At 69.9% G+C, this 26978-nt stretch carries 31 protein-coding genes and 3 tRNA genes; 21 read left to right on the top strand and 13 right to left on the bottom strand.

Going from position 1 to position 26978, the window contains the following annotated elements:
* Positions 1–7: 7 nt before the first annotated feature.
* From groL to ASD84_RS10535, 7 genes are all read left to right on the top strand, one after another.
* The gene (gene groL, locus ASD84_RS10565; protein WP_056709809.1) at positions 8–1657 is read left to right on the top strand and encodes a chaperonin GroEL; all 1650 of its coding nucleotides are present in this window, start codon (positions 8–10) and stop codon (positions 1655–1657) included.
* Positions 1658–1739: 82 nt separating this feature from the next.
* Positions 1740–2027 (top strand): hypothetical protein, encoded by a 288-nt coding sequence (locus ASD84_RS10560; protein ID WP_056709808.1) that lies wholly within the window; start codon positions 1740–1742, stop codon positions 2025–2027.
* 50 nt (positions 2028–2077) lie between these two features.
* Entirely contained in the window at positions 2078–2800 is a 723-nt protein-coding gene (locus ASD84_RS10555) for a metal-dependent transcriptional regulator (protein WP_056709802.1), read from the top strand.
* A complete protein-coding gene (locus tag ASD84_RS10550; RefSeq protein WP_156391750.1) occupies positions 2797–3030 on the top strand; it encodes a FeoA family protein in 234 nt (77 codons plus the stop codon). Before ASD84_RS10555 ends, ASD84_RS10550 begins: the two co-directional genes overlap by 4 nt.
* Positions 3027–3866 (top strand): FeoB small GTPase domain-containing protein, encoded by an 840-nt coding sequence (locus ASD84_RS25500; RefSeq protein WP_056709800.1) that lies wholly within the window; start codon positions 3027–3029, stop codon positions 3864–3866. The genes ASD84_RS10550 and ASD84_RS25500 overlap by 4 nt, the downstream gene beginning before the upstream one ends.
* Positions 3863–5275, top strand: coding sequence for a nucleoside recognition domain-containing protein (locus tag ASD84_RS25495; protein ID WP_056709798.1), 1413 nt, complete (start codon positions 3863–3865; stop codon positions 5273–5275). The genes ASD84_RS25500 and ASD84_RS25495 overlap by 4 nt, the downstream gene beginning before the upstream one ends.
* A 114-nt stretch (positions 5276–5389) precedes the next feature.
* Positions 5390–6073 carry a hypothetical protein gene (locus ASD84_RS10535; RefSeq protein WP_056709795.1) on the top strand — a complete coding sequence of 228 codons (684 nt, stop codon included), beginning with the start codon at positions 5390–5392 and terminating at the stop codon, positions 6071–6073.
* 9 nt (positions 6074–6082) lie between these two features.
* On the opposite strand, the gene ASD84_RS10530 is transcribed toward ASD84_RS10535, so the two are convergent.
* From ASD84_RS10530 to ASD84_RS10515, 4 genes are all read right to left on the bottom strand, one after another.
* Positions 6083–7141, bottom strand: coding sequence for an adenylate/guanylate cyclase domain-containing protein (locus ASD84_RS10530; RefSeq protein WP_235531059.1), 1059 nt, complete (start codon positions 7139–7141; stop codon positions 6083–6085).
* A 7-nt stretch (positions 7142–7148) separates the two neighbouring features.
* Complete coding sequence (locus ASD84_RS10525) at positions 7149–7526, bottom strand: Crp/Fnr family transcriptional regulator (RefSeq protein WP_056709790.1); 378 nt, start codon at positions 7524–7526, stop codon at positions 7149–7151.
* Positions 7527–7666: 140 nt separating this feature from the next.
* The gene (locus ASD84_RS10520; RefSeq protein ID WP_056709788.1) at positions 7667–8896 is read right to left on the bottom strand and encodes an arginine deiminase; all 1230 of its coding nucleotides are present in this window, start codon (positions 8894–8896) and stop codon (positions 7667–7669) included.
* A gap of 46 nt (positions 8897–8942) precedes the next feature.
* Positions 8943–9773 (bottom strand): prephenate dehydratase, encoded by an 831-nt coding sequence (locus ASD84_RS10515; protein WP_056709786.1) that lies wholly within the window; start codon positions 9771–9773, stop codon positions 8943–8945.
* A gap of 38 nt (positions 9774–9811) precedes the next feature.
* Between ASD84_RS10515 and ASD84_RS10510 the strand changes: the two genes are divergently transcribed.
* The gene (locus tag ASD84_RS10510; protein WP_056709785.1) at positions 9812–10210 is read left to right on the top strand and encodes a DUF4446 family protein; all 399 of its coding nucleotides are present in this window, start codon (positions 9812–9814) and stop codon (positions 10208–10210) included.
* 204 nt (positions 10211–10414) lie between these two features.
* Complete coding sequence (locus tag ASD84_RS10505; protein ID WP_056709783.1) at positions 10415–11368, top strand: type IV toxin-antitoxin system AbiEi family antitoxin domain-containing protein; 954 nt, start codon at positions 10415–10417, stop codon at positions 11366–11368.
* A gap of 75 nt (positions 11369–11443) precedes the next feature.
* On the opposite strand, the gene ASD84_RS10500 is transcribed toward ASD84_RS10505, so the two are convergent.
* The gene (locus ASD84_RS10500) at positions 11444–13021 is read right to left on the bottom strand and encodes a YegS/Rv2252/BmrU family lipid kinase (protein ID WP_056709781.1); all 1578 of its coding nucleotides are present in this window, start codon (positions 13019–13021) and stop codon (positions 11444–11446) included.
* Positions 13022–13077: 56 nt separating this feature from the next.
* Between ASD84_RS10500 and ASD84_RS10495 the strand changes: the two genes are divergently transcribed.
* The 4 genes from ASD84_RS10495 to ASD84_RS10480 all read left to right on the top strand — a co-directional run bounded on the left by ASD84_RS10495 (position 13078) and on the right by ASD84_RS10480 (position 16977).
* Positions 13078–14061, top strand: coding sequence for an aldo/keto reductase (locus tag ASD84_RS10495; protein WP_056709779.1), 984 nt, complete (start codon positions 13078–13080; stop codon positions 14059–14061).
* Between the two features lie 167 nt (positions 14062–14228).
* Positions 14229–15509: a serine--tRNA ligase gene (gene serS, locus ASD84_RS10490; protein ID WP_056709777.1), complete on the top strand. Its 1281-nt coding sequence runs from the start codon at positions 14229–14231 to the stop codon at positions 15507–15509.
* A complete protein-coding gene (locus ASD84_RS10485) occupies positions 15506–16345 on the top strand; it encodes an HAD family hydrolase (protein ID WP_056709775.1) in 840 nt (279 codons plus the stop codon). The genes serS and ASD84_RS10485 overlap by 4 nt, the downstream gene beginning before the upstream one ends.
* Positions 16342–16977: a hypothetical protein gene (locus ASD84_RS10480; RefSeq protein ID WP_056709774.1), complete on the top strand. Its 636-nt coding sequence runs from the start codon at positions 16342–16344 to the stop codon at positions 16975–16977. Before ASD84_RS10485 ends, ASD84_RS10480 begins: the two co-directional genes overlap by 4 nt.
* 7 nt (positions 16978–16984) lie before the next feature.
* Here ASD84_RS10480 and ASD84_RS10475 read toward each other — a convergent pair whose 3' ends face one another.
* The 4 genes from ASD84_RS10475 to ASD84_RS10460 all read right to left on the bottom strand — a co-directional run bounded on the left by ASD84_RS10475 (position 16985) and on the right by ASD84_RS10460 (position 19642).
* On the bottom strand, positions 16985–17629 hold the full coding sequence (locus ASD84_RS10475) for a bacterial proteasome activator family protein (RefSeq protein WP_056709772.1): 645 nt from the start codon (positions 17627–17629) through the stop codon (positions 16985–16987).
* Between the two features lie 23 nt (positions 17630–17652).
* Entirely contained in the window at positions 17653–18630 is a 978-nt protein-coding gene (locus ASD84_RS10470; protein WP_056709770.1) for an NAD(P)H-quinone oxidoreductase, read from the bottom strand.
* A gap of 27 nt (positions 18631–18657) precedes the next feature.
* The gene (locus ASD84_RS10465; protein ID WP_056709768.1) at positions 18658–18981 is read right to left on the bottom strand and encodes a DUF6457 domain-containing protein; all 324 of its coding nucleotides are present in this window, start codon (positions 18979–18981) and stop codon (positions 18658–18660) included.
* 70 nt (positions 18982–19051) lie between these two features.
* A complete protein-coding gene (locus tag ASD84_RS10460) occupies positions 19052–19642 on the bottom strand; it encodes a molybdenum cofactor guanylyltransferase (RefSeq protein WP_056709764.1) in 591 nt (196 codons plus the stop codon).
* 37 nt (positions 19643–19679) lie between these two features.
* Between ASD84_RS10460 and ASD84_RS10455 the strand changes: the two genes are divergently transcribed.
* Positions 19680–20471 carry a carbon-nitrogen hydrolase family protein gene (locus tag ASD84_RS10455; protein ID WP_056710911.1) on the top strand — a complete coding sequence of 264 codons (792 nt, stop codon included), beginning with the start codon at positions 19680–19682 and terminating at the stop codon, positions 20469–20471.
* A gap of 97 nt (positions 20472–20568) precedes the next feature.
* Complete coding sequence (locus tag ASD84_RS10450) at positions 20569–21600, top strand: hypothetical protein (RefSeq protein WP_056709762.1); 1032 nt, start codon at positions 20569–20571, stop codon at positions 21598–21600.
* A gap of 271 nt (positions 21601–21871) precedes the next feature.
* On the opposite strand, the gene ASD84_RS10445 is transcribed toward ASD84_RS10450, so the two are convergent.
* Positions 21872–21956, bottom strand: a tRNA-Ser gene (locus ASD84_RS10445).
* Positions 21957–22059: 103 nt separating this feature from the next.
* Here ASD84_RS10445 and ASD84_RS10440 point away from each other — a divergent pair.
* Positions 22060–22518 carry a hypothetical protein gene (locus tag ASD84_RS10440; RefSeq protein WP_056709760.1) on the top strand — a complete coding sequence of 153 codons (459 nt, stop codon included), beginning with the start codon at positions 22060–22062 and terminating at the stop codon, positions 22516–22518.
* 127 nt (positions 22519–22645) lie between these two features.
* A tRNA-Ser gene (locus ASD84_RS10435) sits at positions 22646–22739 on the top strand.
* 53 nt (positions 22740–22792) lie between these two features.
* Here ASD84_RS10435 and ASD84_RS10430 read toward each other — a convergent pair.
* Entirely contained in the window at positions 22793–23599 is an 807-nt protein-coding gene (locus ASD84_RS10430) for an alpha/beta fold hydrolase (protein WP_082573278.1), read from the bottom strand.
* Between the two features lie 170 nt (positions 23600–23769).
* Between ASD84_RS10430 and ASD84_RS26010 the strand changes: the two genes are divergently transcribed.
* Positions 23770–23892: a hypothetical protein gene (locus ASD84_RS26010; RefSeq protein ID WP_268788466.1), complete on the top strand. Its 123-nt coding sequence runs from the start codon at positions 23770–23772 to the stop codon at positions 23890–23892.
* 30 nt (positions 23893–23922) lie between these two features.
* Here ASD84_RS26010 and ASD84_RS10425 read toward each other — a convergent pair whose 3' ends face one another.
* Positions 23923–24924, bottom strand: a complete 1002-nt coding sequence (locus ASD84_RS10425) for a hypothetical protein (RefSeq protein ID WP_056710909.1) — start codon at positions 24922–24924, stop codon at positions 23923–23925.
* Positions 24925–25022: 98 nt separating this feature from the next.
* Here ASD84_RS10425 and ASD84_RS10420 point away from each other — a divergent pair.
* From ASD84_RS10420 to ASD84_RS10410, 3 genes are all read left to right on the top strand, one after another.
* Positions 25023–25095 (top strand) — tRNA-Arg (locus tag ASD84_RS10420).
* A 138-nt stretch (positions 25096–25233) separates the two neighbouring features.
* Positions 25234–25821, top strand: a complete 588-nt coding sequence (locus tag ASD84_RS10415) for a helix-turn-helix domain-containing protein (protein ID WP_056709756.1) — start codon at positions 25234–25236, stop codon at positions 25819–25821.
* Entirely contained in the window at positions 25818–26393 is a 576-nt protein-coding gene (locus ASD84_RS10410) for a hypothetical protein (RefSeq protein ID WP_056709754.1), read from the top strand. Before ASD84_RS10415 ends, ASD84_RS10410 begins: the two co-directional genes overlap by 4 nt.
* Positions 26394–26457: 64 nt before the next feature.
* Here ASD84_RS10410 and ASD84_RS10405 read toward each other — a convergent pair whose 3' ends face one another.
* Positions 26458–26892 (bottom strand): winged helix-turn-helix transcriptional regulator, encoded by a 435-nt coding sequence (locus tag ASD84_RS10405; RefSeq protein WP_056709752.1) that lies wholly within the window; start codon positions 26890–26892, stop codon positions 26458–26460.
* Between the last annotated feature and the right edge of the window lie 86 nt (positions 26893–26978).

Below are 26978 nucleotides of genomic sequence, written 5' to 3'. Positions count from 1 at the left end.
GCTCACCATGGCGAAAGAACTGCGGTTCAACGAGGACGCACGACGACTGCTGGAGTCCGGGGTCAACGCCCTGGCCGACGCGGTCAAGGTCACGCTCGGGCCGAAAGGCCGCAACGCGGTCCTCGAGAAGCTCACCGGACCTCCGACGATCACCAACGACGGCGTGACGATCGCCCGCGAGATCCAGCTCAGGGAGCCCTTCGCCAACATGGGTGCGCAGCTGGTCAAGGAGGTGGCGATGAAGACCAACGGAGTCGTCGGCGACGGTACGACGACCGCCACCGTCCTCGCCCAGGCGATGGTCCGCGAGGGCATGCGCGCGGTCGAGGCCGGCGCCAACCCGATGCGGGTGCGCCGCGGCATCGAGCGCACGATCCCGATCCTGGTCGAGACCCTCGCCGCCTTGGCCGTCGACGTCTCCAGCCAGGACGACCTCGAGCGGGTCGCCACGCTCGCAGCGAGTGACGACGAGTCGATCGGCATGGTCATCGCCGAGGCGGTGGCGCGAGTCGGTCGCAACGGCATCGTCACCACCGAGGAGTCCGAGACCCTCGGGATGTCGGTCGACATCGTCGACGGCATCGAGTTCGACCACGGGTACATCTCCGGCTACATGGTCACCGACCACGAGAAGATGGAGACGGTCTACGAGAACCCGGTGATCCTGCTGACCAACAAGAAGATCAACCAGGTCCAGGACATCATGCCGACCATCGAGGCCGCCAAACGCGCTGACCGGCCGCTCGTCGTGCTCGCCGAGGACGTCGACGGTCCGGCGCTGCAGCTCCTGGTCGGCGGCAACATGCACAACACGATGCGTTCGTGCGTGGTCCGGGCGCCGGGCTTCGGTCACCGCCGGGTCGCCGAGCTGGAGGACCTCGCCGTGGCCCTGGGTGGCCACGTGATCGCCAAGGACACCGGCCTCGAGCTGAGCGAGATCACGGGTGAGTACCTCGGATCGTGCGACCGGATCACCATCACCGAGCACAGCACCACGATCGTGGGTGGGCACGGTGACAAGACCCTGATCGATGCCCGGAACCGCCAGCTGGAGACGCAGCTCGAGCGGGCGCGGCTCGACGCCGACCGCGACAGCCTCCAGCTCCGCCTCGCGCGCCTCGCTGGAACCGTCGCGGTGATCAAGGTCGGCGGCGCCACGAGCGTCGAGCTCCGGGAGCGGATGCTGCGCGTCGATGACGCGCTCGCCGCGACCCGTGCGGCGCTGGAAGAGGGTGTGGTCGCCGGGGGTGGCGCCACCCTCGTGCAGGCCCAGGAGTCGGTGTCACGGGTAGAGCTGACCGGTGACGAGGCCGTCGGACGCGAGGTCGTCCGCCGTGCGTTGGCGGAGCCGCTTCGCTGGATCGCCATCAACGCCGGGTACGACGGTGAGGAGGTCGTTGCGCGGGTCGCCGAGATGCAGACCGGTCATGGCTTCAACGCACTGAGTGGGCAGTACGGCGACCTGTTCGCCGACGGCGTCATCGACCCGTTCAAGGTGACCCGGGCGGCGCTGGAGAGCGCTGCCTCGATCGCCGCGCTGCTGATCACCACGGAGACCGCGGTGGTCGAGGAGATCCAGGGGATGCCCGGCGCGATCATGGCGCCCGGCTTCGGCGACCTGGCCGAGGGCATGGTCCGGCCCTCCAACATCTACTGATCGGTTCACACCCTCGTCGCACGGTCGGCCATCCACCGGACCCATCGGTGGCCGACCGTGCGACCAGTGAAGGAGAAGGACGATGACCGCATTCGAGGTCGGAACCTTGCTGCTCCTGCTGGGATCGCTGCTGACCACCATGTTCGTGGCCCGGGCCTGGTGCATCCACTCGTTCTCGCTGGAGTCCGCTCCGGGAACCGCGCCCGCACACCGCGCTGACGGTGCGCACGCCGCGCACGGACACCACTTCGTGCGCCTGGCCATTGCCGGTGCCTCGGTCTACGTCGGCAGGCAGCTGGCACCCGTCGTGCTGGCCGTTGCGGTCGGCGCCATGACGCTCGGAGCGACCCTCCGAGTGCTCGCTTCCTGACATCTCAGATTGCGACAGGCCGGAGATTTAGACCGCCCTAATGTCGGCTCATGGGCACTCCATCGACACTTCGAACCGAGTCCTCCGCCTGCTGTCGCATCGAGCTGACCGACACCGTCGAGGACTATCTCAAGGCCATCTTCGCGATCACCTCCCTGGGTGAACCCGCCAGCACGTCGGGCGTCGCAGCCCGGCTCAGCGTCACTCCCCCCTCGGTCACCGCGATGCTCCACCGCATGCGCGACAGCGGGTTGGTGGCGACGACGACCTGGGGCCATGTACTTCTGACCGAGCACGGCGCAGTCCACGCTCGCAGCGTCGTACGACGGCACCGGCTGCTCGAGACCTTCCTGCACCGGGTGCTGGGGGTCTCGTGGGACGAGGTCCACGAGGAGGCGGAGGTCCTGGAGCACCACCTGAGCACGCGGCTCGAGAACCTGATCGATGCGGCGCTGGGATTCCCGGACCGCGACCCCCACGGCGACCCGATCCCCAGCGTGCGGGGCAAGCACGAGGAGCACGGGGAGACCCCGCTCGCCCAGAGCGGACCGGGTGACATCTTCCTGGTCCAGCGGGTCTACGACACCGACAGCATCGCCCTGCGGCACCTGGCGGAGCTCGACATCCGCCCCGGTGTGTCGATCGAGGTCGAACGACGCCCGTCCGACCTTGCGCCGATGTGGGTGCGGGTCGGGGGCGAGCGCTGTTCATTGAGCTGCGCGGTGGTCAACCTGATCCACGGTCGGATCGAGTCGTCGGCGGCGGCGTCGTGAAGCTCGACGAGCTGCGCCGGACGGAGCGGGCGGTGGTCACCGGGCTCGATGCCCAGGGCGCCGAACGACGTCGGCTGATGGACCTCGGGGTGATGCCGGGCGTCGAGATCGTGGCCGAGGGGACCAGCCCGCTCGGTGACCCGACGGCCTACCTGGTGCGGGGTTCGGTCATCGCGCTTCGCCGCTGTCAGGCACGGGGCATCGACGTCGACGATGGGGCACACCGATGACTGTCGACCTGCCGATTCCGTCGGCCGTGTCCCCTCTCGCGGAAACCCCTGCGGCGTCCTGTGGATCGTGCACGCTGCACAATGCCGCGAACCTGAAGCGGCTCGGCCTCCACGTCGACGGTTGTGACGCTGTCGTTGCGCTGGCAGGCAACCCCAATACCGGCAAGAGCACGGTCTTCAACGCGTTGACCGGGCTGCGCCAGCACGTCGGCAACTGGCCGGGCACCACAGTGTCGCGCGCCGAGGGCGGCTTCTCGCTCGGCGGTTCGGCGTACAAGGTCGTCGACCTGCCGGGAACCTACTCGTTGCTGTCGAACAGCCGCGACGAGGACGTCGCGCGCGACTTCCTGCTGTTCGGGGACCCGGACGTCACGGTCGTCGTCGTCGACGCGACGCGGCTGGAGCGGAACCTGAACCTCGTCCTCCAGGTCCTCCAGGTCACTGGCCGGGTCGTGGTGGCGCTGAACCTGATGGACGAGGCACGACGCCACGGGATCGAGGTCGACGTACGTCACCTGAGCAGGGAGCTGGGGGTGCCGGTGGTGCCGATGGCGGCCCGCCGGGGTGAGGGCGTGCCGGAGCTGCTCGGCCGGATCGCGGACATGACGTCGGGGGAGACTCGCGTTCGTCCACGCCGCCAGCAGGCACTCGCGCCCGTCGTCGCCCGGGCCGTGGACGAGCTCGCCGGTCAGCTGAGCGCCGAGTTCCCCGGTCTTGCCAACGCCCGCTGGGTGGCGCTGCGCCTCCTCGAGGGCGACGCGGGCACCGAACGCGCCGTCCGCGATGGCAGCCTCGGCGATCTCGCCCGCCAGCAGACCGCCCGGATCGCGTCATGAGCAGCGACACCGTGCTCGGTACGGCGGAGCGCCTCCGTGCCACGTTGCCGAAGGACTTCGGTGACGGCGTGGTCAGCTCCATCTACCAGGACGCGGATCGCATCACGCGCCACAGCGTGTCGACGCACGGGGAGCAGGGGCGCCCCGCGCTCGACCAGGTCCTGGATCGTGCACTCACCCACCGGGTGTGGGGGTTCGTGGTCATGGGGGCCCTGTTCTTCGGGGTGTTCTGGTTCACCATCACCGGCGCAGCGGTGCCGTCCGACCTGCTCTACGACCTGCTCGTGGCCAACGGCCATGCGTGGGTGCGTGACGGCTTCACCGCCGTCGGCGCTCCGTGGTGGGTGACCGGACTGGTCGTCGACGGGATGTACCTCGGGACCGCATGGGTGATCGCTGTGATGCTGCCGCCGATGGCGATCTTCTTCCCGCTCTTCACGCTGCTGGAGGACTTCGGATACCTGCCGCGGGTCGCCTTCAACCTGGACCGCCTCTATGCCCGTGCCGGCGCGCACGGCAAGCAGGCGCTGACGATGATGATGGGCTTCGGGTGCAACGCAGCGGGAGTGACGGCCACACGGATCATCGACAGCCCGCGCGAACGGTTGATCGCGATCATCACGAACAACTTCAGCATCTGCAACGGACGCTGGCCGACGCTGATCCTGATGAGCACCGTCTTCGTCGGGGCGCTGGCCCCGCCTGGTGTGGCGGGGCTGGTCGCCGCCGGAACCGTGGTGACGGTGGCGGTCCTCGGAATCGTGACCACCCTTGTCGTGTCGTGGTTCCTGTCGCGAACGGTGCTGCGCGGGGAGACCTCGGTCTACTCGCTGGAGCTGCCGCCGTATCGACCGCCGCAGGTGATGCGGACGATCTACACCAGCCTGATCGACCGCACCCTGAAGGTGCTGGTCCGGGCCGTGGTGATGGCCGCGCCGGCTGGCGCGGTGATCTGGTTGCTGAGCAACGTGACCGTCGGGGACTCGAGCCTGGCCGCGCACGCGGTGTCCGCGCTCGACGCGTCCGGCTGGTTGCTCGGCCTCAACGGCATCGTCCTTCTCGCCTACGTCGTCGCGATCCCTGCCAACGAGATCATCATCCCGACCATCCTGATGCTCACCCTGACCCTGGGGCCGGTGGTGGCGCCCGGGGCCTCGGCGGGCGTCATGCTCGACGTCCCCGATGCGACAGCGGGTGCGGTGCTGATCGGTGCCGGGGGCTGGACGCTGCTGACCGCCGTCAACCTGATGCTGTTCAGCATGCTCCACAATCCGTGCAGCACGACGATGCTGACCATCTGGCGCGAGACCCGGTCGGTCAAGTGGACCGCGACCGCCACGTTCCTGCCGCTCGGACTGGCCTGTCTGGTCACGGCGAGCACCGCGGCCGTGTGGCGGGCCTTCTCCTGAGGCCACGGGCGATTGCTGCCGAGGTGGGGATCACTCGTAATCAGCTCCAACAGCCGATGAAGCCGTCCGATCTCACCTAGCGTCACCCTCGAGGGAATCTGACCAGGGGGAACCATGAAGACGCTTCGACACGCAAAGCCCGTTCTCGTCACGGTGTTCGTCGCACTGATGCTGGTGGTCGCCGTCGACTACACCAGCTTCGCCGCCACCGGCTCGAGCTTCGTCCTCGGCAAGTCCAACTCGGCTGGTGCCACCACGAAGCTGACGCGGACCACGTCCGGTTCGGTGCTCACACTGATCTCGAAGTCCTCGGCGAATGCTCCGTTTGCCGTGAACGGCAAGGGGCGGGTCACGAACCTGAACGCCGACAAGGTCGACGGCCTCGACTCCACCCAGCTCAGGGGCCAGACCGGGCCTGCCGGGCCGCAGGGCCCCGGGAGCATCGACTTCGACTACACCGTGTTCGGGAGCGCCTCCGACCTAGTCCCTCTGCTGAAGACCTCCGACGGCATCTCCCTGTATGCGAGCTGCCAGAGCTACGGGGCGGCCTTCTCGGTCCGCACCACCAACTGGGACACCTTCCGCTACAGCGGAACCCTCTCCTACGACCAGGAGGCGCCTCGGACCCTGGCCGGGGCGACGGTGTGGCTGCCGGTCTATCGGGCCGATCCCGTGACGCACAACTACGCGATGAACGTCCTCCTGACCCACACCATCACGCACCGGTCCCAGCGCCTCGACATCTACGCCACCCGCGACGGCGCCGACTGCCACTACACCGGCCAGTTCACGCCCTGACCCCGTCGTTCAGCGAGGGTGCAGGGCCCAGACGTGCAGGCGTGAGTAGCCCTTGACCGACACCCGGCGCAGCCGACGGAAGCGGTACGACGACGCGTCGCTCGCCGGGTGGTGGGTCGTGCCCGAGTCCTCGTGGTCGTCGTCGGACGTCAGGCCGGACAGCGCCTCGTAGGCGCCCTTGTCGACGAGCACGGAGTTGGGGCGGGCGATCGAGGTGAGCCGGGCGGCGATGTTGACGGTCGGGCCGAAGACGTCGCCGAGCCGGGTGACCACCTCGCCGTACGTGACGCCCGCCCGCACCGCGGGGAACGAGTCGTCGGGATCGGCGCCCCGGCGGGTCAGCTCGACCGCGATCTCGGCCATGGCGACCGGGTCGTCGGCCACGATCAGCAGCTCGTCGCCGATGTTCTTGATGATCCGGCCGCCGCGGTCGACCGCCAGGCGCAGCACGGTGGTCTCGAAGTCCTCGAGCCAGGTGACCAGCTCGCGATCGGTCAGGGTGCGCGAACGCGAGGTGTAGCCGACGATGTCGACGAAGCAGACGGCCAGCGTCGAGGACGCGCCCGACCCGGTCTCGGCGAGCAACCGGGCGCTCGCGCTCAACAGGTGCCGGCGCCAGACGTAGCTCTGCAGCTCCTCGACCAGCGGCATGACCTCGTCGGAGATGGCGAGCAGGCCGTCGGTCAGGTCCGCGCCGCTCTCGACGGCGACGTCGGCCAGCAAGGCCACCTGCCAGTCGGCCAGCCGGGCGAAGCTCCGGCCCCACGTACGGACCAGGCTGGACTGCCGGTCGGGGCTCAGCACGCCCAGGGAGATCAGGCGGGACGCCAGCCGTACGGCTTCGACGTCGGCCGGCGCGAAGGCCACCTCGTCGTCGCGGACATGGGCGAAACCCAGCAGGTGCCACAGCTCCTGGGCGACCTCGATCGGTACGCCGGACTGCTCGGCGACCTGGATCTCGGTGAACTGTGGCCGGTCCCCGAGCAGGTGCTCCTCGAGTGCGCCGACGACCCCGCCGGTGTCATTGCCAGCAGCGGGGTCGTCCTGCCCCGTCACTGGCAACGACACGTGGAGATCAGCCCTCGGCGTTGCCGAAGCGCGACTGCGCGACCTCGACGAGCGCCTCGTGGAAGGTGGGCCACTCGGCGTCGAGCTGCGTCAGCGTCTCGTCGGTCAGGTGGATGGTGTCGAGGGGCGTGAGGGCCACGATGGAGGCGGTGCGCAGGGAGTGGCCGACGATGGCGGCCTCGCCGACGATGTCGCCGGGGCCCAGCTGGGCGATCTCCTGGCCGTCACGACGGACCGAGACGGTGCCCTCGAGAAGGATGTAGGCCTTGTCGGCCGGGGTGTCCTCCCAGATCGGCGACCAGCCCTGGGGGAGCTTCACGCGCCGCCCGGTCGCGCTGATCCGCGCGATCTCCTGCGGGGTGAAGTGCTCGAAGAACGTTGCCATGCTGACCCTTTCGCTGTGCCCGACACGACATGTTGCCGCCGTCCGGCTCCCCATTACCTCGGGTTTGACCTTAGTCGTCCGCAGGCCCCAGTGGGAGGCTGTCGCACGACTACTGTCACAACGTGTCGTGGGTAGTCGGGTTACCCCAGCGGGTCGCGCGACACCGGACAGCTCATGCAACGAGGACCGCCGCGGCCCGAACCGAGCTCGGAGCCAGCGATCCGGATCACCTCGATGCCCTCCTCCTCGAGGCGGGCGTTGGTGCCGTCGTTGCGTTCGTACGCCACGGCGAGGCGCGGTGCGAGGGCCAGCGTGTTGTTGCCGTCGTCCCACTGCTCGCGCTCGGCGGTCACCGGGTCCAGCCCGGTGTCGATGAGGTGCAGGGTGTCGATCTGCATCGCCTTCGCGGCCGCCACCAGGAACGGTTCGGGCGCGGCGACGTCGATGACGGTCGAGCCGGGTTCGCGAGCAGTCACGGCGTACGCCGTCAGGGTGTCCGCGACGTTGGGGTACATCACGACCTTGTCGACGTCGACCATCGTGCAGACCGTGTCGAGGTGCATGGTCGCCCGCTCCTGCGCGATCGGCACCGCCAGGACGGTGGTCGCCAGACCGGCCCGGAAGACCTGACGGGCGAGCCGCTCGGCACCTGCGGGCGTCGTACGTTCGCCGACGCCGACGGCGATGACCCCCGGGGCGAGGAGCAGTACGTCGCCGCCCTCGACGTGTTCGAGGTGGTGGCCGTGCAGCCGTTCGGTCCCGGCGAAGCGCGGGTGGTAGTGGTAGATCAGCTCGGTCAGCTGGGTCTCCCGGCGCCGCGCCGGCATCGCCAGCGACGTGACCGCGACGCGGTCGGGCAGCCAGAACGACGAGTCCCGTGTGAACAGCAGGTTCGGGAGCGGGTCCACCAGGAAGGTGTCGTCGGACAACAGGGAGGTGACCAGGGTGCCGCTCGCGAGCCCGGGCCGCACCTCGTCGTTGCGGACGCCGGCGGTGAGCAGCCTGGTGAGCTCGTCGGGTGCGGCGGCGCGGAACATCGCGCGCAGGTACTCGCGGACCGGGTCGCCCAGGTCGCGCCCGCTCGGACCCGTCAGCGTCGACTCGATCACCGCGGCGCGCGCCGCGGGCACGGCCAGGGCCTCGGTGAGCAGCTCGGTCAGGTAGAGCACCTCGACGTCACGGTCGCGTAGGGCCTCGGCGAAGGCGTCGTGCTCCTCCTGGGCACGGGCGACCCACGGGATCCCGTCGAAGAGCAGGCGGTCGTTGTTGCGCGGGGTCAGCCGCTGGAGCTCGGGACCGGGCCGGTGCAGCAGGACCGAGCGCAGTCGCCCGACCTCGCTGTCCGCGCCGAGCGGAGGGTTCGCCACCATGCGCCCACCTTAGGTGGCGGGCCGGGGTGGGGGCAGCGGCCCGGCCTCAGCCCCGGAACGGATCGGCCGGGTAGACGCCGAGGATCTTGATGTCGGTCGTGAAGAAGGTCAGCTCCTCGAGCGCCCGCTTCAGGTCGGGGTCGTCGGGGTGGCCGTCGACCTCGGCGAGGAACTGGGTGGCGGTGAAGTGCCCGCCGACCATGTAGCTCTCCAGCTTGGTCATGTTGATGCCGTTGGTCGCGAAGCCGCCGAGCGCCTTGTAGAGCGCGGCCGGAAGGTTGCGGACGTTGAACACGAAGCTCGTGACGACCGGTCCGCGGCCCTGCGGGGCGGCGATGAACTCGGGGGAGAGGACGACGAAGCGGGTGGTGTTGTGGTCCTCGTCCTCGACGTCGTCGCGCAGGATCTTCAGGCCGTAGATGTCGGCGGCCAGCGGCGGTGAGATCGCGGCCTGGCGGGGGTCCGCGGCTTCCGCGACCTCGCGGGCGGCGCCCGCGGTGTCGCCGGAGATGATCGGCGTCAGGCCCAGCTCGCGGATGATCTTGCGGCACTGGCCGAGGGCGTGCACGTGGCTGTGGACGGTCTTGATCGTGTCGAGCGACGCGTCCGCGGTGGCCATCAGGGTGAACTGGATCCGCAGGAAGTGCTCGGCGATGATGTGCAGCCCGGAGTCCGGCAGGAAGTGGTGGATGTCGGCGACCCGCCCGGCGATCGAGTTGTCGATCGGGATCATGGCGAGGTCGCAGTCACCGCTGGTCACAGCCGCGAAGACGTCCTCGAACGACGCGCACGGGACGGCCTCTGCATCCGGGTAGTGCCGTCGGCACACCATGTCTGAGTTGGCGCCGGGTTCCCCCTGGTACGCGATGCGAGCCATGCGCAAAGGGTAGTCGCCGAACACCTACGCTCGTCCGCATGGCCGTCGCACTCTCGATCCTCGCCCTCCTCGTCGCCGTCCTCGCCCTGGTCGTGGCGCTGAGGAGCGGCAGCAAGCGGGCGGGCAGCGCAGCTGACGACCTGCCCGCCGACGCGGCCGGACTGCGCCGTGAGGTGGCTGCCCTGCGTGCCGAGGCCGTGGGGGCGCTGCGGCACCTCGCCGTGGTCCGGTACGACGCGTTCGACGAGATGGGCGGCCGGTTGTCGTGGTCCCTGGCCCTGGTGGACGACAGCGGCGACGGCGTCGTACTGACCTCGATCCGTGGCCGCAACGAGGCCCGCACCTACGCCAAGTCGGTGGCCGGGTGGAGCAGTGAGCAGGAGCTGTCGCCCGAGGAGACCGAGGCGGTCGCCCACGCGCGCATGGCCCGCTCGTAGGCAACCCGTCGTCAAGCCGTCGCCGCCACGTTCGTCGAGTAGCCCGAGCCCCTGGGCGAGGGCGTATCGAGACGCTGGCTTACCTGCTCTCAGCCCGCACCTGGTGAGTGCCCACAGCAGGTTGACGCACTTCGTTCACGCTCCCGTCCACAGGCAGCGATGACTGGTCTGGTGGATGCCACGTGCCGATGGCAGCCTCCCCGGATGCCGCGTCACCTCGACTTCACCCACCCGGGCTTGCAGGAGCTGCTCAAGCGCGAACAGAACGGCGTGGTCTCGCGCCAACAGCTGCTGGAGCTGGGGGCGACCGACCACGACATCGCCCGAATGGTCCGGCGCCGCGAGCTCACCGCACCCTGTCCTGGGGTGTACGTCGATCACACCGGCCGCCTGACCCGTGCCCAACGCGAATGGGTGGCGCTGTTCGCTTGCGCTCCCGCAGCGCTGAGTCACGAGTCAGCCATGCCCGGGGGTGACCCGCCCGTCGTTCACGTGTGCGTTGGGGAGGACCGGACCATTCGACGGATGGCGGGTGTGGTCGTCCACCGCACCGCGCATCTCGCGACACGTGTCGACTGGCGTCGACGACCACCTCGCATGGGGCCAGAGCACGCGACGATCGATGTGATGGAGGCTCGGATCCGCTCGGGCGACATCGCCGGCGCCTACGCCGCCCTCACCCGCGCGTGCCACACCCGTGAGGTCACGCCCCGAACACTGCGGCCGGCTCTCGCCGACCGCCTGAAGGTCACTCGTCGTTCGTTGATCGGGGGAATGATCGACGACGTGGAGCTGGGCGCGCACTCGGTGCTCGAGCGCGGCTACCTCCAGCTGGTCGAGCGGGCACACGGACTGCCCCGCGGGAAACGGCAGCGGACGAGCCACGCGACCGGCAAGCGAACGGACCAGGACGTCTGTTACGAGGAGTACGGCGTCATCGTCGAGCCGGACGGCCTCGCGTTCCACGATTCGCCCGAAGCCCGCGACGTCGATGCGCGGCGCGACCTCGCCGAACGGGCAGTCAGCGAGGCGGTGACGGTGCGGGTGACGTACGGGTTGGTCTTCAACGACGCCTGTCGCACTGCGAGGTGGATCGCCACGATCCTGCAAAGGCGGGGCTGGAGGGGCGTCTTTCAGCGCTGTCCGCGCTGCCCGTGAGCGTTTACCTGCTCCCAGCACGCACCAGGTGCGTGCTCAGGGCAGGGTAAACGGCTAGTGCACGACCACCGACGGTCAGCGAGGGACCCGCACCAGGACCCGCCCGTGGATGCACTCCATGCGCAGCTCGGCGCCCGCGCCGATCGTGTCGCCGTCCAGCTGGCGCGGCACGTCCGTTGACGCCCGTACGACGACCTTGCGGCCCGTCATCCGTACGACGGCCTCGCCGGCGTTCTGCTCACGACGGGTGAGCACGCGGGCGACGAGCGGGATCCAGCTGAGGAAGCGACGCGGGTACAGCACCACGACGTCGATCTGGCCGTCATCGATCGCGGCGTCCGGGAGCAGCATCATCCCGCCCTGCAGGCTGCCGACGTTGCCGATCACGCAGGTCCGCGCGCGGTGCTTGGTGAAGGGCAGGTCGTCGATCGAGATCTCGAGCTTCATCGTCGGGAACATCAGGGCCTTCAGCCCGGACAGCACGTAGGCGATCCAGCCGACCTTCTTCTTGATGTCCTCGTTGACGCCCTCCATGAGCGCGGCGTCGAAGCCCATGCCGGCCATCACCATGAAGTGGGTCGGCTCCAGCTCGTCGCCATCGACGGAGACCATGTCGATCGCGCGGTCCTGCCCGGTCAGGGCGATGTCGATCGCGGCCCGGATGAACAGGGGGATCTGCAGGTTGCGGGCCAGCAGGTTGCCGGTCCCCGCGGGCACGATGCCGACCGGGATGCCGGTGCCGGCGAGCTCGGCACACACCTCACGGACGGTGCCGTCGCCGCCGCACACGATGACCAGGTCGGCGCCCTCGACGGACGCCTGCTCGGCCTGCCCGGTGCCGGAGTCCTCGACGGTGGTGAAGTGCCAGCGCGGTTCCTTCCAGCCGGAGTCGGCGGCCAGCTGGTTGACCATCGTCTGGAACTGCTCGACGGACTCCACCTTGATGGGGTTGAGGATGACCGCGAGGTTGCCTCCCCGCGGGAAGACCGCCGGGAGCGGGTCGGCCTTGAGGGCGTGGCTGCGTGGCAGCGGGCTGTAGATCGCGAGACCGAGCAGGACGATGCCGGCGCCGAACAACACGCCACCGACGACGTCGCTCGGGTAGTGGCGGCCGAGCAGGATGCGGTCGGCGGCGACGGTCGCGGCGACCAGCACCGCCAGCGTGCAGACCAGCCGGCGGATCCCGCTGCGCCGGATCAGCATGATCGCCAGCAGGATCACCAGGCCGGCGTACGCGGCGATGCCGGTGGCATGTCCCGAGGGATAGGCGTTGGTGTGCAGGAAGAACTCTGGGTCCTGCCACTCGGGGCGACCCCGGCCGACGAGGACCTTGGTGCCGTAGGTGCTCAGGCTGGTCGCGACCATCACGACCACGATCAGGATGCTGGCGCGGCGGTGGCCCTTGAGGAACATGAAGCCCGCGAGCAGGGCCGTCAGCACGGTCATCCCGGTCGTGCCGAAGACGACCTCGATCACTCGCAGCGGGTCGCGCAGCCAGGACTGGTCGATGGCCCAGGCGGCCGTGGACTCCCCGCGGTGGTCGAGGTCGACCAGCCAGGGCCACTGGGCGGCGACCGCGACGGCGATCACGGAGAAGAGGCCCAGGCAGATCAGGGCGGCCAGGAGCGGAGTCCGGCGAGGTCGGTCGAGCACCAGCGGAGTTTAGGACACCCCGTCGCAGGTATCGGCATGGTCGATACCGTCGGGGCATGACCTCCCCGTCGTACGCCGCCCTCGGACGCTCCGGCCTCGTCGTCTCCACGATCGGGCTGGGCTGCAACAACCTCGGGCGACATGGCACCGCCACCGAGACCCAGAAGGGCACCAACCGGGTCGTCGCGGCCGCGCTCGACGCGGGCATCACGCTCTTCGACGTCGCCGACACGTACGGCGCCACGCCCGGCCTCGCCGAGACCCGTCTCGGTGCCGCGCTCGGCCCGCGCCGGTCCGGGGTGATCGTGGCGACGAAGTTCGGCATGGACGCTGCCGGCGCCAACGGCCCGGACTTCGGTGCGCGCGGCTCTCGGCGCTACATCCGCAACGCCGTCGAGGCGTCGTTGCGGCGCCTGGGCACCGACTGGATCGACCTCTACCAGTTCCACACGCCCGACCCCGCCACCCCGATCGACGAGACCCTGTCGGCACTCGACGACCTGGTCCGCGACGGCAAGGTCCGCTACGTCGGCCACTCCAACCGCTCCGGCTGGCAGATCGCCCAGGCCGAGTACGTCGCCCGCGAGCTCGGCGTCGAGCGGTTCATCTCGGCACAGAACCACTACAACCTCACCGACCGTCGCGCCGAGCTGGAGGTGCTGCCAGCCGCCCGCGAGTTCGGGCTGGGTGTGCTGCCGTACTTCCCGCTGGCGAACGGACTGCTCACCGGCAAGTACGCCTCCGGCGTCGCCCCCGAGGGTTCGCGGCTCAGCTTCACCCGCCGGCACCTGCTCGAGGACGCGGTCTCGCCGACGCTGAAGGCCTACTCGGAGTTCGCCCGGTCCCGTGGCGTGCCCGAGGCGACGGTGGCGTTCGGGTGGCTGCTCGCCCAGGAGCCCGTGACGTCCGTGATCGCCGGGGCCACCTCGACCGACCAGGTCTGGGCCAACGCCGCTGCGAACGCGTGGGTGCCCACCGCCGAGGACCTCGACGAGCTCGACACGCTCTTCCCGTCGCCCGACCCCATCTCGCCGTTTTGATGCCGAGTTGGGGTTTGTCACCCCCGACTTGGGGCTTGTCACCGTCGAGTTGTATCCCCGCCACGGCCGTCGGGGTGACAAACCCCAACTCGACCGTGACAAACCCCAACTCGGCGATGCCCGAAACCGGCGAGCGGCGGCGTACGGCGGGCGGATAGCCTGCGTGCATGATCGACCCGCGCATCCTCCGTGACGAGCCCGACCGCATTCGTGCCTCGCAGGCCAAGCGTGGTGCGTCCGCGGACGTCGTGGACCGGGCGCTGGCAGCCGACACCGCTCGCCGCGCGGCCATTGCGTCCTTCGAGGAGAAGCGTTCGGCCCAGAAGGCCTTCGGCAAACAGGTCGCCCAGGCCTCGGGCGAGGAGAAGCAGGCCCTGCTCGCGCAGGTGAAGACGCTCTCCGGCGAGGTCAAGGAGCTCGAGGCCAGCCAGGGCGTCGCCGAGGAGGAGTGGCTCTCGGCCCTCAAGGCGATCCCCAACGTGGTGGCCGAGGAGACCCCGGCCGGCGGCGAGGACGACTTCGTCGTCATCGAGGAGGTCGGTACGCCGCGCGACTTCGCGGCCGAGGGCTTCGAACCGCGCGACCACATCGAGATCGGCCGGATCCTCGGCGCGATCGACCTCGAGCGCGGCGCCAAGGTCAGCGGCAGCCGCTTCTACTTCCTCACCGGCGTCGGCGCCCAGCTCGAGTTCGCGCTGGTCAACATGGCGATGGACCAGGCCCGCAACGCCGGGTTCACCCAGGTGATCGCTCCCTCGCTCGTGCGCCGCAGCGCGATGGAGGGCACCGGCTACCTCGACCAGGGTGGCGGTGACGACGTCTACCGCCTCGAGGGCGAGGAGATGTACCTCGTCGGCACCTCGGAGGTCGCGATGGCGGCGTACCACTCCGAGGAGATCCTCGACGGCGGGTCGTTGCCCCTGCGCTATGCGGCGTTCAGCCCGTGCTTCCGCAAGGAGGCAGGCTCGCACGGCAAGGACACCAAGGGGATCATCCGGGTCCACTGGTTCGACAAGGTCGAGATGTTCATCTACACCACCCTCGAGGACGCTGCTGCCGAGCACCAGCGCCTGCTGGCGTGGGAGAAGGAGTTCCTCGAGAAGCTCGAGCTCGCCTACCGCGTCGTCGACATCGCCGCGGGTGACCTCGGCTCCTCGGCGATCCGCAAGTTCGACTGCGAGGCGTGGATCCCGACGCAGGGCAAGTACCGCGAGCTCACCTCGACCTCGAACTGCACCGACTTCCAGACGCGGCGCCTCGACACCCGGGCCCGCACCGGCGACAAGATCGGCCCGGTCGCCACCCTCAACGGCACGCTGACCGCCATCACCCGCACCATCGTCGCGATCCTCGAGACGCACCAGCAGGCCGACGGCTCGGTCCGGGTGCCGAAGGCGCTGCAGCCCTACCTCGATGGCCTCGAGGTCCTGGAGCCGGTGCAGGGATGACGCCCAAGCTCGTCGCCCTGGACATCGACGGCACCCTGCTCAAGTGGGTGGAGGGCCTCGGCATGAGCCACGAGGAGGTCACTCCCGCGGTCCATGCGTCCATCCAGCGGGTGCTCGACGCGGGCGCCCACGTGGTGCTGTCCTCGGGACGTTCCGCCGCCAACATGGTGTCCGTGGCCGAGCAGCTCGACCTCCACGGTCACGGCGAGAAGATCTGGATCGTCGCGTCCAACGGCGCGGTCGTGCTGCGCTACCCGCCCATCGAGGTCGTGCACGAGGTCACCTTCGACGCCCGGGCCGCGGTGGCCGCCGTACTCAAGGAGCATCCGGAGGCCCTGGTCGCCGTCGAGGAGCGCGGCATCGGCTACCGCGTGTCCGCTCCGTTCCCCGACGGGGAGCTGGGCGGTACGACGTCCGTGGCCGAGGTCGCCGACATGGTCGCCGAGCCGGTGAGCCGCGTGATCATCCGCGACCCGCAGGCGACGGCGGAGGACTTCGTGGCGCTCGCGTCGCGGCTGGGCCTGCACGGCACCGACTACGTCGTCGGCTGGACCGCCTGGCTCGACCTGGCCCCGGTGGGCGTGTCCAAGGCCTCCGGCCTCGAGTACGTCGCCGGGCAGCTCGGCGTCGACCGCGCGGACGTGCTGGCGATCGGTGACGGACGCAACGACATCGAGATGCTGCAGTGGGCCGGTCGCGGGGTGGCGATGGGCCAATCGGTCGACGAGGTGAAGGCAGTGGCCGACGACGTGACCGCCTCGGTCGACGAGGACGGCGCCGCGCTGGAGCTGGGTCGCTGGTTCCCCGCGCTCGAATCTGATGGGATGGGCGCGTGAGGCTCCCCCTGCGTGTCGTCTCCGCGCTGTCCGTCGTGCTGTTCTCGCTGCTCCCCGCGGCGGCCGGCGCGACGCCGGGGATGCCCGACGGATGCGGCGAGCTGGCGCTGAGTGACCGCGCGGCGGTCCACGAACGTGGGTCGACGGCCGAGGACGTCTTCGTCGGCCGCGTGGACGGCGTGCTCCCGGGCGTGCTGCCGGGTGGCGGGACGGCCGGCGCGAGCGAGCACCGGGTGTTCGTCCAGGTGCCGCTGAAGAGCGACCTGCCTGCGGGCAAGTACGTCCAGGTCACGTTCACTCCCACCGACGAGGTGCCGGACCGGACCCTGCGCGTCGGCGTCCGCTACATCTTCTTCACCCGGGGCAGCGCCCCCGCCGAGCTGCGTGCGGACGCCTGCGACGGGTACGTCATCGCGAGCGGCCTCGACCAGGCCGGTGTGGTCCGGCTGCGCGAGTACCTCGCCGTACCCCCGGCGCCCGTCGAGACCCCCGGCTCCACCCTCAGCGAGCCGCCGGCCGATGCCGACTCCACGCCCGACCTCGGTCGCCTGCTGGCTCCGGGCGGTGCGATCAGCCTGATCGGCGTGCTCGGCCTGGTGCTGATCAGTCGCTTGGGCCGTCAGAAGTTCTGACCCAGATCTACAGGTACATCCCGCCGGAGCGAGGCTCCTCGGCATGAGGCTGTCCGTCCGGTCCGGGCTGCTCCTGCTGCAGCGGTGACTGCCCGGGAGCGCCCATCGACATCCCCGGCGGCAGGGCGCGGCGGATCTGCTCGAACTGGGCGCGCGCGGCCATCTGCTGGGCGTAGATCGCCGTCTGGATGCCGTGGAAGAGGCCTTCGAGCCACCCGACGAGCTGTGCCTGGGCGATCCGGAGCTCAGCCTCGGACGGCGTGACGTCCTCGGAGAACGGCAGCGACAGCCGTTCCAGCTCCTCGACCAGCTCGGGAGCCAGGCCCTGCTCGAGCTCGGCGATCGAGGAGCGGTGGATCGCGGCGAGGCGGTTGCGGCTGGCCTCGTCGAGCGGCGCGGCCTTCACCTCTTCGAGGAGCTGGCGGATCATGCTGCCGATCCGCATCACCTTCGCCGGCTGCTCCACCAGGTCGGCCAGGGAGCGCTCGCCGTCGTCGTCACCGTCGTCGTCGCCGCTCGTGACGTCGGTGACGTCGGTGACGTCGCTGCCGTCGACGTCCTCGCTGGCCTGCACTGCTGACGCGGGAACCGTGCCGATCGGCTGCCCGTCCGGTCCCACCACCACGATCTGCTCTTCGCCGCTCTCGGTCATGGATCCAACCTAGCCAACCCCGTTCAGGGGGTCAGGAGGACCTTGCCCACACTGTCGCCGGACTCGATGAGCCGATGGGCGTCACCGACCTGGTCGAGCGGGAGCACGGCCGACACGACGGGCACGATCGAGCCGTCGTCGACCAGTGGCCACACGTGCTCCACGACCGATGCGCAGATCCGCGACTTGCCCTCGACGGGCCGCGAGCGGAGCGCGGTCGCGATGACGGCGCCGCGCTTGCCGAGCAGCTGGGCGATGTTGAGCTCGGCCTTGATGCCACCCTGCATGCCGATGATCACGAGACGGCCCTCGTCGGCGAGGACGTCGACGTTGCGGCCGAGGTACTTCGCGCCCATGTTGTCCAGGACGACGTCTGCGCCGCGTCCGTCGGTGGCGGCCTTGACCACCTCGACGAAGTCCTCGTCGTGGTAGTTGATCGCCACCTCGGCGCCGAGGTCACGGCAGCGGGCCAGCTTGTCCGGGCTCCCGGCGGTCGTGAAGACCCGCGCGCCGGTGCGAGCGGCCAGCTGGATCGCGAACGTCCCGATCCCGCCGCCACCGCCGTGCACCAGGAACACGTCGCCGGGGCCGAGCCCGGCGACCATGAAGACGTTCGACCACACCGTGCAGGCGACCTCGGGCAGTGCGGCGGCGGTCACCAGGTCGACCCCGTTCGGGATCGGCATCACCTGGGCGGCCGGTACGACGACCTGGCTCGCGTAGCCACCGCCGGCCAGCAGCGCGCACACCTGCTCGCCCACCGACCACGTCTCGACGCCCTCGCCGAGTGCCGCGATGGTGCCGCTGCACTCGAGGCCGATGATCTCCGAAGCGCCCGGCGGCGGCGGGTAGAAGCCCTGGCGCTGCAGCAGGTCGGCACGGTTCACCGCGGTGGCTGCGACCGTGATCAGCACCTCGCCCGGACCGGGAACCAGGTCGGGCAGCTCGGTGACGGTCAGGGTCTCGGGGCCTCCGGGGCCCGTCTGGGTGACGGCGCGCATGCGGCCAGTCTGTCAGCGGGCGACCACTCAGACGAGGGAGTCTCGGTCGTCGTACTCGGCGTCGCTGAGCTCCTCGACCTCCACGTCGACCTGGGGCTCGTCGGTCACGCCGGGCGGTCGGTCCCACGCCTCGGCGAGCGCCTGGGCGCGGCCGGCCAGCTTCTCGACCTCGTCCGGGTCGGAGCCGCCTTCACCAGCGGCGAAGCCGAGGAGGAACGCCGTCACCACCCCGGCAGCGGGGTGCACGTTGTCGTGCGTGATCCCGGCAAGGTCCACCAAGAGGCCTTCGTCGGCCTCGGCCTCGATGTCGAGGACGTCGCACAACTCATCGATCCAGTCGTGGAGGTTCACCCGAACAGAGTGATCCCCAAGGGCCGGTGCTGACAAGGGCTGACGACGGCCGATCAGGGTGAGAGCCGGGTCAGAGCAGGTCGTCGGTCTCCGAACCGGCGTCGCGCAGGTCCGACCAGGTGTCGATGTCCTGCGCCTCGCGCCCGACCTGGGCGACCTCGGCGAGGTCGAACGGCTCGAGGAGGGCGCGGATCGAGAGGCCGTGCTGAGCCTCCAGTCCGGGCCGTACGGCGTCGAGACGAGCGGTCTCCAGCACGTAGGTCAGCTGCCGGCGACCGTCCGCGCCGACGAGGGCGGCGCCCTCGTGGCCCACGGCGGCGTCGTGCAGGCGGCGGAACGTCGAGGACGTCAGGTGCGGCATGTCGACGGCCAGGACGGCGAGCGTCGGGAAGCGTCGCAACAGCGAGTCCCGGCCGGTGAGCAGGCCGGCCGCGGGTCCGCCGTGCCGGGGGTCCTCGAGGACGAAGGTCACCGGCCGGTCGGTGGGCACCGAGTGGCCGACCACGACGACCTCGCTCGCGTCGATGACGGCTTCGAGCGTCCGGTCGAGGAGGGTGCGGCCGCCGATCTCGATGGAGGCCTTGTCCGCGCCGCCGAGCCGCGTCGCCTGGCCGCCCGCGAGGATGATGGCGGCGAACGAGGTCAGTCCGGCTTCGATCACCCCGCCAGTGTCCCAGCCGGACGCCTACGCTGGCACCGTGACGGTCCCCACGCTCCACGTCTCCCTGGTGCAGGCCGCCTCCACGCTCGACCCGGCCGCCAATCGCGCGGAGCTCGCACGCCTCACGGCCGAGCACGGTGCCGACGCCGACCTGGTCGTCTTCCCCGAGGCCTTCGCCCGCGACTTCGGCGAGGCCGGATCGGACCTGAGCACGTTCGCCGAGCCGCTGGACGGCCCGTTCGGTACGGCGCTCGCCGCGGCTGCAGCAGGGCAGGGCACCACCGTCGTGGCCGGCATGTTCGAGCAGGGTCCCGACCCGAGCCGGCCCTACAACACGCTGCTGGTGCGTGGGGGCAGCCTGGCGTCGTACCGGAAGGTGCACCTGTACGACTCCTTCGGCTACCGCGAGTCCGACCGGCTGACGGCGGGCCCGATCGAGCCGGTGGTCGTCGAGGTGAACGGTTGGCAGGTCGGCCTGATGACCTGTTACGACCTGCGCTTCCCGGAGCTGGCCCGGGCACTGGTCGACCGCGGGGCCGAGGTGATCGTGGTGCCTGCCGCCTGGGTCGCCGGGCCGCGCAAGGTGCACCACTGGCGCACCCTGCTCACCGCGCGCGCCATCGAGAACACCGTGTACGTCGTCGCGGTCGGCCAGCCCGCGCCGCGCTACTGCGGCCACTCGCTGGTCGTCGATCCGTTCGGCGAGGTGGTGGCTGAAGGCGGCCCGGGGTCCGTCGAGGCGCCGGAGGTCGTCCGGGCGGTCCTGGATCGTGACCTGCTCGCCGAGGCGCGCCGGGTCAACCCGTCCCTGGCCAACCGGCGTCTGTGATGACTGGTCGAGCGCGCCTCCGGTTCAGGGCGGGCAGCAAGCTGCCGGGCGTGCACCTCCCGTCGCGCTGCCGACGAGGACGATAAGGTCCTGCATCGTGTCCCGCAGCGCTCCTCGTGTCCCCTCCCGGGCGCCGATCGAGCAACGCCTCGGTGACTTCGGGACCTCCCGCCAGCCGCTGCTGATCCTGCTCGTCCTGATCGCCGCCGGAGCCGCGGCACTGGTCTGCGCGATGATCCCCGTCGGACCGGACTGGTTCGGCAGGGTCGGCTCGATCGTCATCGCCACCACCTTCAGCGCGGCTCTCGCTGCCCGTACCGGTGGCCGGCCGGTGGTGTTCGGGCTGCTCGCGCTGGGGTGCGGCCTGACCGCTGTGATCAGCGACCAGGACCTGCTGCTGACCGGCGCCGCCGTGCTCACCTCGGCCATCGCCGCCGTCCTCGGCGTCATGATCACCGTCCCCGCCGCGAGCTTCTTCGCCTCGGCGCGTGAGTGCACGGCAGGACTGGTCGTCGCCGGCATCGGCGCCTTGGCCACCATCGGGTTCGAACCGGTGATCGAGACCGTGCGCTTCGAGTACGTCGGCCTGGGGATGGCGTTCCTCGGGGCCATCGCGCTCGTGTTCCGCCTCGGCGCCGGGTTCCACGGCCTGGGTCGCCGTGGCCTGATCGTCGTCGCGATCGGCGGCGCGGTGCTCGCTGCGACATTGCTCTACGCGGAGCTGCTGCGGCGGTACGGCTCGACCAGTCTGGTCGACGAGCTCCTGTCCTGGGTGACCTGGAGCCGGGAGACGCTCGGCGCGTTCCCGCGCCCGATCGAGACCATCCTCGGCGTCCCGGCGCTCGCGTACGGGTGTCACATGCGGGCCCGACGCCGTCAGGGCTGGTGGGTCTGCGCGTTCGGTGTCGCCGCGACCTCGCCCACCGCGACCGCGCTCGCCAATCCGGCTGTCACTGTCCAGGAAGCGGCGCTGTCGGTCGTCTACGGACTGGCGGTGGGCCTGCTGATCGGCCTGGCCATGATCCGCCTGGACCTGGCGCTCACCGGCAACCGTGGACGACGCAGTCGCGTGGCCGAGCAGGCGGCCGCCGTACGCCCGGAACCGAGCAGGTTCTCGCCGCTGATGTGAGCTGGCGTCAGCGGAGCCGATCGGTCGTACCTCGTGCCGCGTGCCTCGTGTCGTGCTTCTGTGCGCGGCGGCGGGTGGGCTGTAACACGCTGTCCGCCCCTCTGGCCGACCGATGTCAGCGCAAAGGGGGCTCTGTAACGGGCGGCTACCACTGACATGGGGCGCCTGGTGGGGCGGACAGCGTGTTACAGCCGCGACCGGGCGCCCAGTGAGGCGGACAACGTGTTGCAGCTGCGACCGAGTGCCCCGAAGACACGCTCGACCAATTGAGCAGAGGGGGCGGGATTCGAACCCGCGGTAGGTCTCCCTACGACCGCTTTCAAGGCGGTTCCGATCGGCCACTCCGGCACCCCTCCGTGTCCGGTACGACGCCAGGCGTCGCCTCGGACAGCAAGCGAGCCTAGACGACGGGGCGCTCCCGCTTTGGTCGACCCGTGTTCCGTCTTGTTCAATCGCCCCATGAGCAGCGTGCGGCCGACCTCCGTTTCCGAGTACCGGCTCGCCCCGTTGGTGATGGCCCGGTTCGTCGGTGTCTACCTCGTGCTGCTGGCCCTCGTGCTCCTCGGTACGACGATCGCGGCCGTCACCTTCGAGCTCAGCCTCGACGTCCTGGTGGCTCTCCTGGGACTCGGCATCCTGGGTCTGATCGGGCTGAGCTGGTGGCTGCGCAGCAAGCTCGTGGTGGTGCGGCTGACCTCGTCGGGCTACCGGGTCACGATGGTGCGGGCGGCTGGTGTCGCGGAGGCCCCGTGGAGCGACGTCGAGGACGCGGTCGCCGCGGCCCCGCGAGGCATCGAGTGCGTGGTCCTGCGGCTGCGGGACGGCCGCTCCACCACCATCCCGGTCGAGCTCGTGGCCGCCGACAAGGACGACCTGGCCCGCGACATCCGCGACCGCCTGCGTGGCGCGGCCCGCTGACCGTCGTACCCCTGCGTCGAGACGACGGGCGGGGTCACGGGCGGGGTCACGGGCGGGTCGATTGGGAGCGGCGCGACGGTGCTTGTAACCTTGCTCCGCTGCTCGGTCGTTCGCGACCGATGGTGGAGGAGGCGTCGCCTAGTCCGGTCTATGGCGCCCGCCTGCTAAGCGGGTTTGGGGCTACAACCCCATCGAGGGTTCAAATCCCTCCGCCTCCGCCAAGTGATGTCTCAGGACATCGGCATGGCCCGGACCCACGGAAGTGGGTTCGGGCTCATTGCTTTTCGGGAGCGCGGCTCGTGTGTCGGTCCGTTCCGGTCAGGATCGTCTCAGCGACCAGTCCGGGGTCGTCCCACATCGGTACGTGGCCGCAGCCGGCCAGTTCCAGCCAGGTCGTGTGCGCGGGGAGCTCGTCGCGCAGGCGCGCCGATCTCGGGATCAGCCTGTCGGCGGCCGCCCACGCCACAGTGACCGGGATCGTCAGGTCGCGGCCGCCCAGGAACCGCTGACTGCGTCGGGTCCGGATGTGCGTGGGGAGACGCTCGGTGGTGGCGAAGTCGCGGGCCAGGCCCGCGGCCTCGTCCGGCTCCAATGACGCAGCCGACGTCATGGCCTCGCCGAGCAGGAGTCTCCGGCCCCGCGCGCTTCGGGCCAGCCGGGGGATGATCGGGTTCGCAAGCCTGGCGCCGAAGTGCTGCCCGAGGAAGACCGCTTCACGCATCCGCGGCTGGCCGCCGGCCCACAGGCCCGCGGGTGAGAGTGCCACCACCGATCTTGCTCGCCCGACGAGTGCCAACTCCAGGGCCGTCCAGCCGCCGATGGAGTTGCCCGCGACATCGACCTGGTCGATACCGAGAGCATCGAGCAACCCGGCTACCTCGTGCGCGTAGCCGGCTGGATCAGGCACAACAGGTGCCTGGGGCATCGGAGAACGCCCGTGCCCCGGAAGGTCAGCGACGATCACCTGGCGCTGTGCGGCGAGGATCGGCAGCACGGGTGCCCACGTCCTGCCGGAGAGTCCGAAGGCGTGCAGGAGGAGCAGTGGTCGCCCAGTTCCTTCGACCGTGTGATGCAGAGTCATTGACTCACCTTGCACCAGTCTGACTCGGGCCCACGGAGGAGGTCTCGCTTATGCCTCGAAGTTGCGGCAATATGGAAACGCGCGCGACGACACTTCTGGGGGACGGTCGCGCGTCTCGGACTCCAGGGGGAGGGAGCCGGGAGGGACCCCACTAGCTAGGGGAAATCACGATGAAGAACATTGCTCGCAAGGCTGCTCTGGCGTTCGCCGTACTCATCGCTGCCGTCGGAGTCGTCGCGGTTCCGACCGCTGCCGAGGCCGACAGTGGCTGGGGCTGGATCATTCGCGACTGAGTCGTACCCTGGGGCCGCCGGCCCTGAGCGTCAACCGCCGCTGGTCTCCTGGCCGGCGATTCCGCGCTGCCCCATGATGTAACCGAGCTGGAAGCGCGTCTCGGCGTCGTACTCGTCCTTGAGCTCGGCGACGTAGCCGGCGTAGGTCCGCGGGCTGACACCGAGCCGTTTCGCGCTGACGGCGTCCGCGTGGCCCTCGATGAGCATCCGCATCGTCATCGCACGCTGCTCGGTCGCGATCTCCTTCATCACCCGCTGCTCGCCGCTGGCGAACGGCCGGCCGCGCGCGAAGGCACGCTCGAAGACGTCGACGAGGTAGGCCACGATCGCCGGCTCGCGTACGACGACCGCGGTCGCCAGGCTGTCGGCGGCCGGGATCAGCGCGACCCGGCGGTCGACCACGATCATCCGGTTGAAGAACTCGTCGAGCGTGCGCACCTCGGCTCCGTGCTGGGTCACGTCGGCGACGTACTTGTGTGTGGCGGGGTGACGCCGGGCGCTGTGCTGGTAGATCGTGCGCATCGAGATCCCGCGCTTCAGCGCTGCCACGTCGCGGGTGGCGGCCTCGGCGACGGTCTTGGCGCTGCGGGTGGTCTGCGGCTGTGCCGTCAACAGCTCGGACTCGGCGTCGCCGATGATCGAGGTGAGGTACGGACTGATCGCCTCGCCGTGCAGGTATAGGAACGGACCCGACTCGGTGGCTGCCGGCGAACGGCGCCAGCTCTGGGTCAGGTTCGAGAAGGCCTTGGCCCAGCGCGCCGACTCGTCGATCAGCCGGGCGCCCTCGGTGCCGAGCGGGGTGACCACGCGCGACTGCGCGTTGCTCGGCTCGACGGGTCGCCAGGTCTTCCGGGTCTCGTCCAGCTGCAGCAGGCCGAGGTGCACCAACAGGTCGAAGGCGCGTCCCAACGGCGCTGCGCCGGCCACCCGCGAGTCATCCGCAGCGAGCCCGCCTTCGGCAAGAACCTGCTCGTAGAGACGGGTTGCCTCGTCCTCGAAGAGCTCCCGGTCCTCGGGTTGCAAACCGGCCATGGCGACATGCTTCCACACCCGGCGTACGACGACAGGTGGTCCTGATTCGGCATCGACGCGCGCCCTCGGCTATTCTCGTCCGGTCGCGCAAGCGATGGGCGCCTGTAGCTCAACGGATAGAGCATCTGACTACGGATCAGAAGGTTTGGGGTTCGAATCCCTACAGGCGCACAAGGCAGAAGCTCACGTCATCCTCGCCGTTGACGTGGGCTTTCGTCGTTTTTCGGGTAAGGGACGCGGGCTGCGTCGTGGTCCTGCCGACCGGCTGTGTGGTGTCTGATCAGGTACCATGGAGCTGGAAGGAGAGCCATGGACACGGACACGCAGGACGTCGCGAGGCAACTGCACGCAGCCTTGCGTCGCAGCGGGTTGAGCCTGCGCGGTTTCGCAGCAGCACTGGGGACCTCGCACTCGCGCCTGTCGTCCTACCTCAATGGCGCAGCCAGCCCCTCAGCAGCTTTCTTCCTTCGTGCGCTGCGGCAGGGCGCCGCGTTGGGCGAGGCCAACGCGCGCGGGTGGATGACACCGCAGAGCACGCGGCAGGCCGTGAAGGAGGCGATCGCACGGGGCGACGATCGCTGGGCCTTCAAGATCGCCACCCAGGCCCGAGACCAGGTTCGCGCCATGCTCGCCAGCCCTGATGAACCGGCCGCCGCCTGGGAGACCCGACCGTCGACCACGGGCGAGGAGAAGTGGGATGGGCTGCTCGCAGCCCTCATTGCGCAGGAGTTCGCCGCGTCCGGTCGGACGCCGCCGGCATGGACTGACTTTCGTGCGGCGAACGAGTGGGTCCTGCCGAACCTGTTGCTCGAGGAGACCGACATCCGCGCGGCGACGCCTGAGTGGCTGGCTGAGCGCGGAATCTACATCGCCCAACGCGACCTGATCACCGCATGAGCGCCCCGATCGAGCTCGACGTCGATCGCCTCCGTGCGCTGCTTGCCGAACTCGACAACCGGTTGGCCCAGCGCGGCATCTCAGCCGGCCTGTACGTCGTAGGAGGGGCCGCGATCGCCCTCACCGTCAGCGACCGCCGGCTCACCCTCGACGTCGACGCGCTGGCCACCGACCAGGCTGTGTACGACGAGGCAGCGATCATCGCCAGACAACACGGCTTGCCCCCGACCTGGCTCAATCCGAGCGCCGCACCGTGGATCCCGCCACGCCCGCCCCAGACGCTGCCCGCAACGCCGGGACTCCACGTGGAGTACGCGCCGCTCGAGCACCTCCTGGCGATGAAGATGGCCGCGATGCGAGAACGCGACTACCCGGACATCGCTGAGCTGGCCCGGTCTCTAGGACTGGCGAACGCAGACGCCGCCGCGTTCGAGCGTTTGCTGCGCGACGCCTACGGCGACGACGACATCCTCGAGATGGCGCTGGGCGTTCGTCGCGACGAGGACCTCAACGTCGAAGTCCGCCGCCTTGCGCGGGGCACTCGCACGATCGTCCAGCACTTCTTTCAGTAGTCAGCGGGGCGGGCCGGTTGGTCGCGGGTGACGGAGCGTCCGCAGCACGATGCCGCTGACTCGATCAGCTGGTGTCGGTGACCAGGCTGACCGAGCCGGGCTCCGCGATCTGTCCGCAGGCGCGGCAAGCCATGGCGGCGTGGAAGGTCTCCCCGCAAGTGTGGGTGAACACCATGGGCGGCCCATCCGGCGGCGCGACGTACTGGTCCCCCCAGGCGCGCAGCGCGCCGATGATCGGCCGCAGCGCCTGGCCGGCTTCGGTGAGGTGGTACTCGAACCGCGGCGGCCGGTCCTGGTACTGGGTGCGGTGCACGAGCCCTGCGTCCTCGAGCTTGCGCAGCCGGTTGGTCAGGATGTCGCGCGGGGCGCCGGTGTAGCGCACGAACTCGTCGAAGCGGTGGTTGCCGAGGACCATCTCGCGCACGGCCAGCAGGGTCCACTTCTCGCCCACCAGCTCGAGGGTGCGGGCGATCGAGCAGGCGCGGACGTCGGTGGACATGCGATCAGTCTAGTGGGTTGGAAGTCACAACCAAGTCAGTTGGAAAACACAACTGACTGACCTAGGGTGGAGATCACAAAGCCGCC

It is taken from the genome of Nocardioides sp. Root682, from assembly GCF_001427795.1.
GTDB lineage: Bacteria > Actinomycetota > Actinomycetes > Propionibacteriales > Nocardioidaceae > Nocardioides.
The sequence above is the reverse complement of the archived record's forward strand: the minus strand, read 5'-3'. Positions and strand labels throughout refer to the sequence as shown.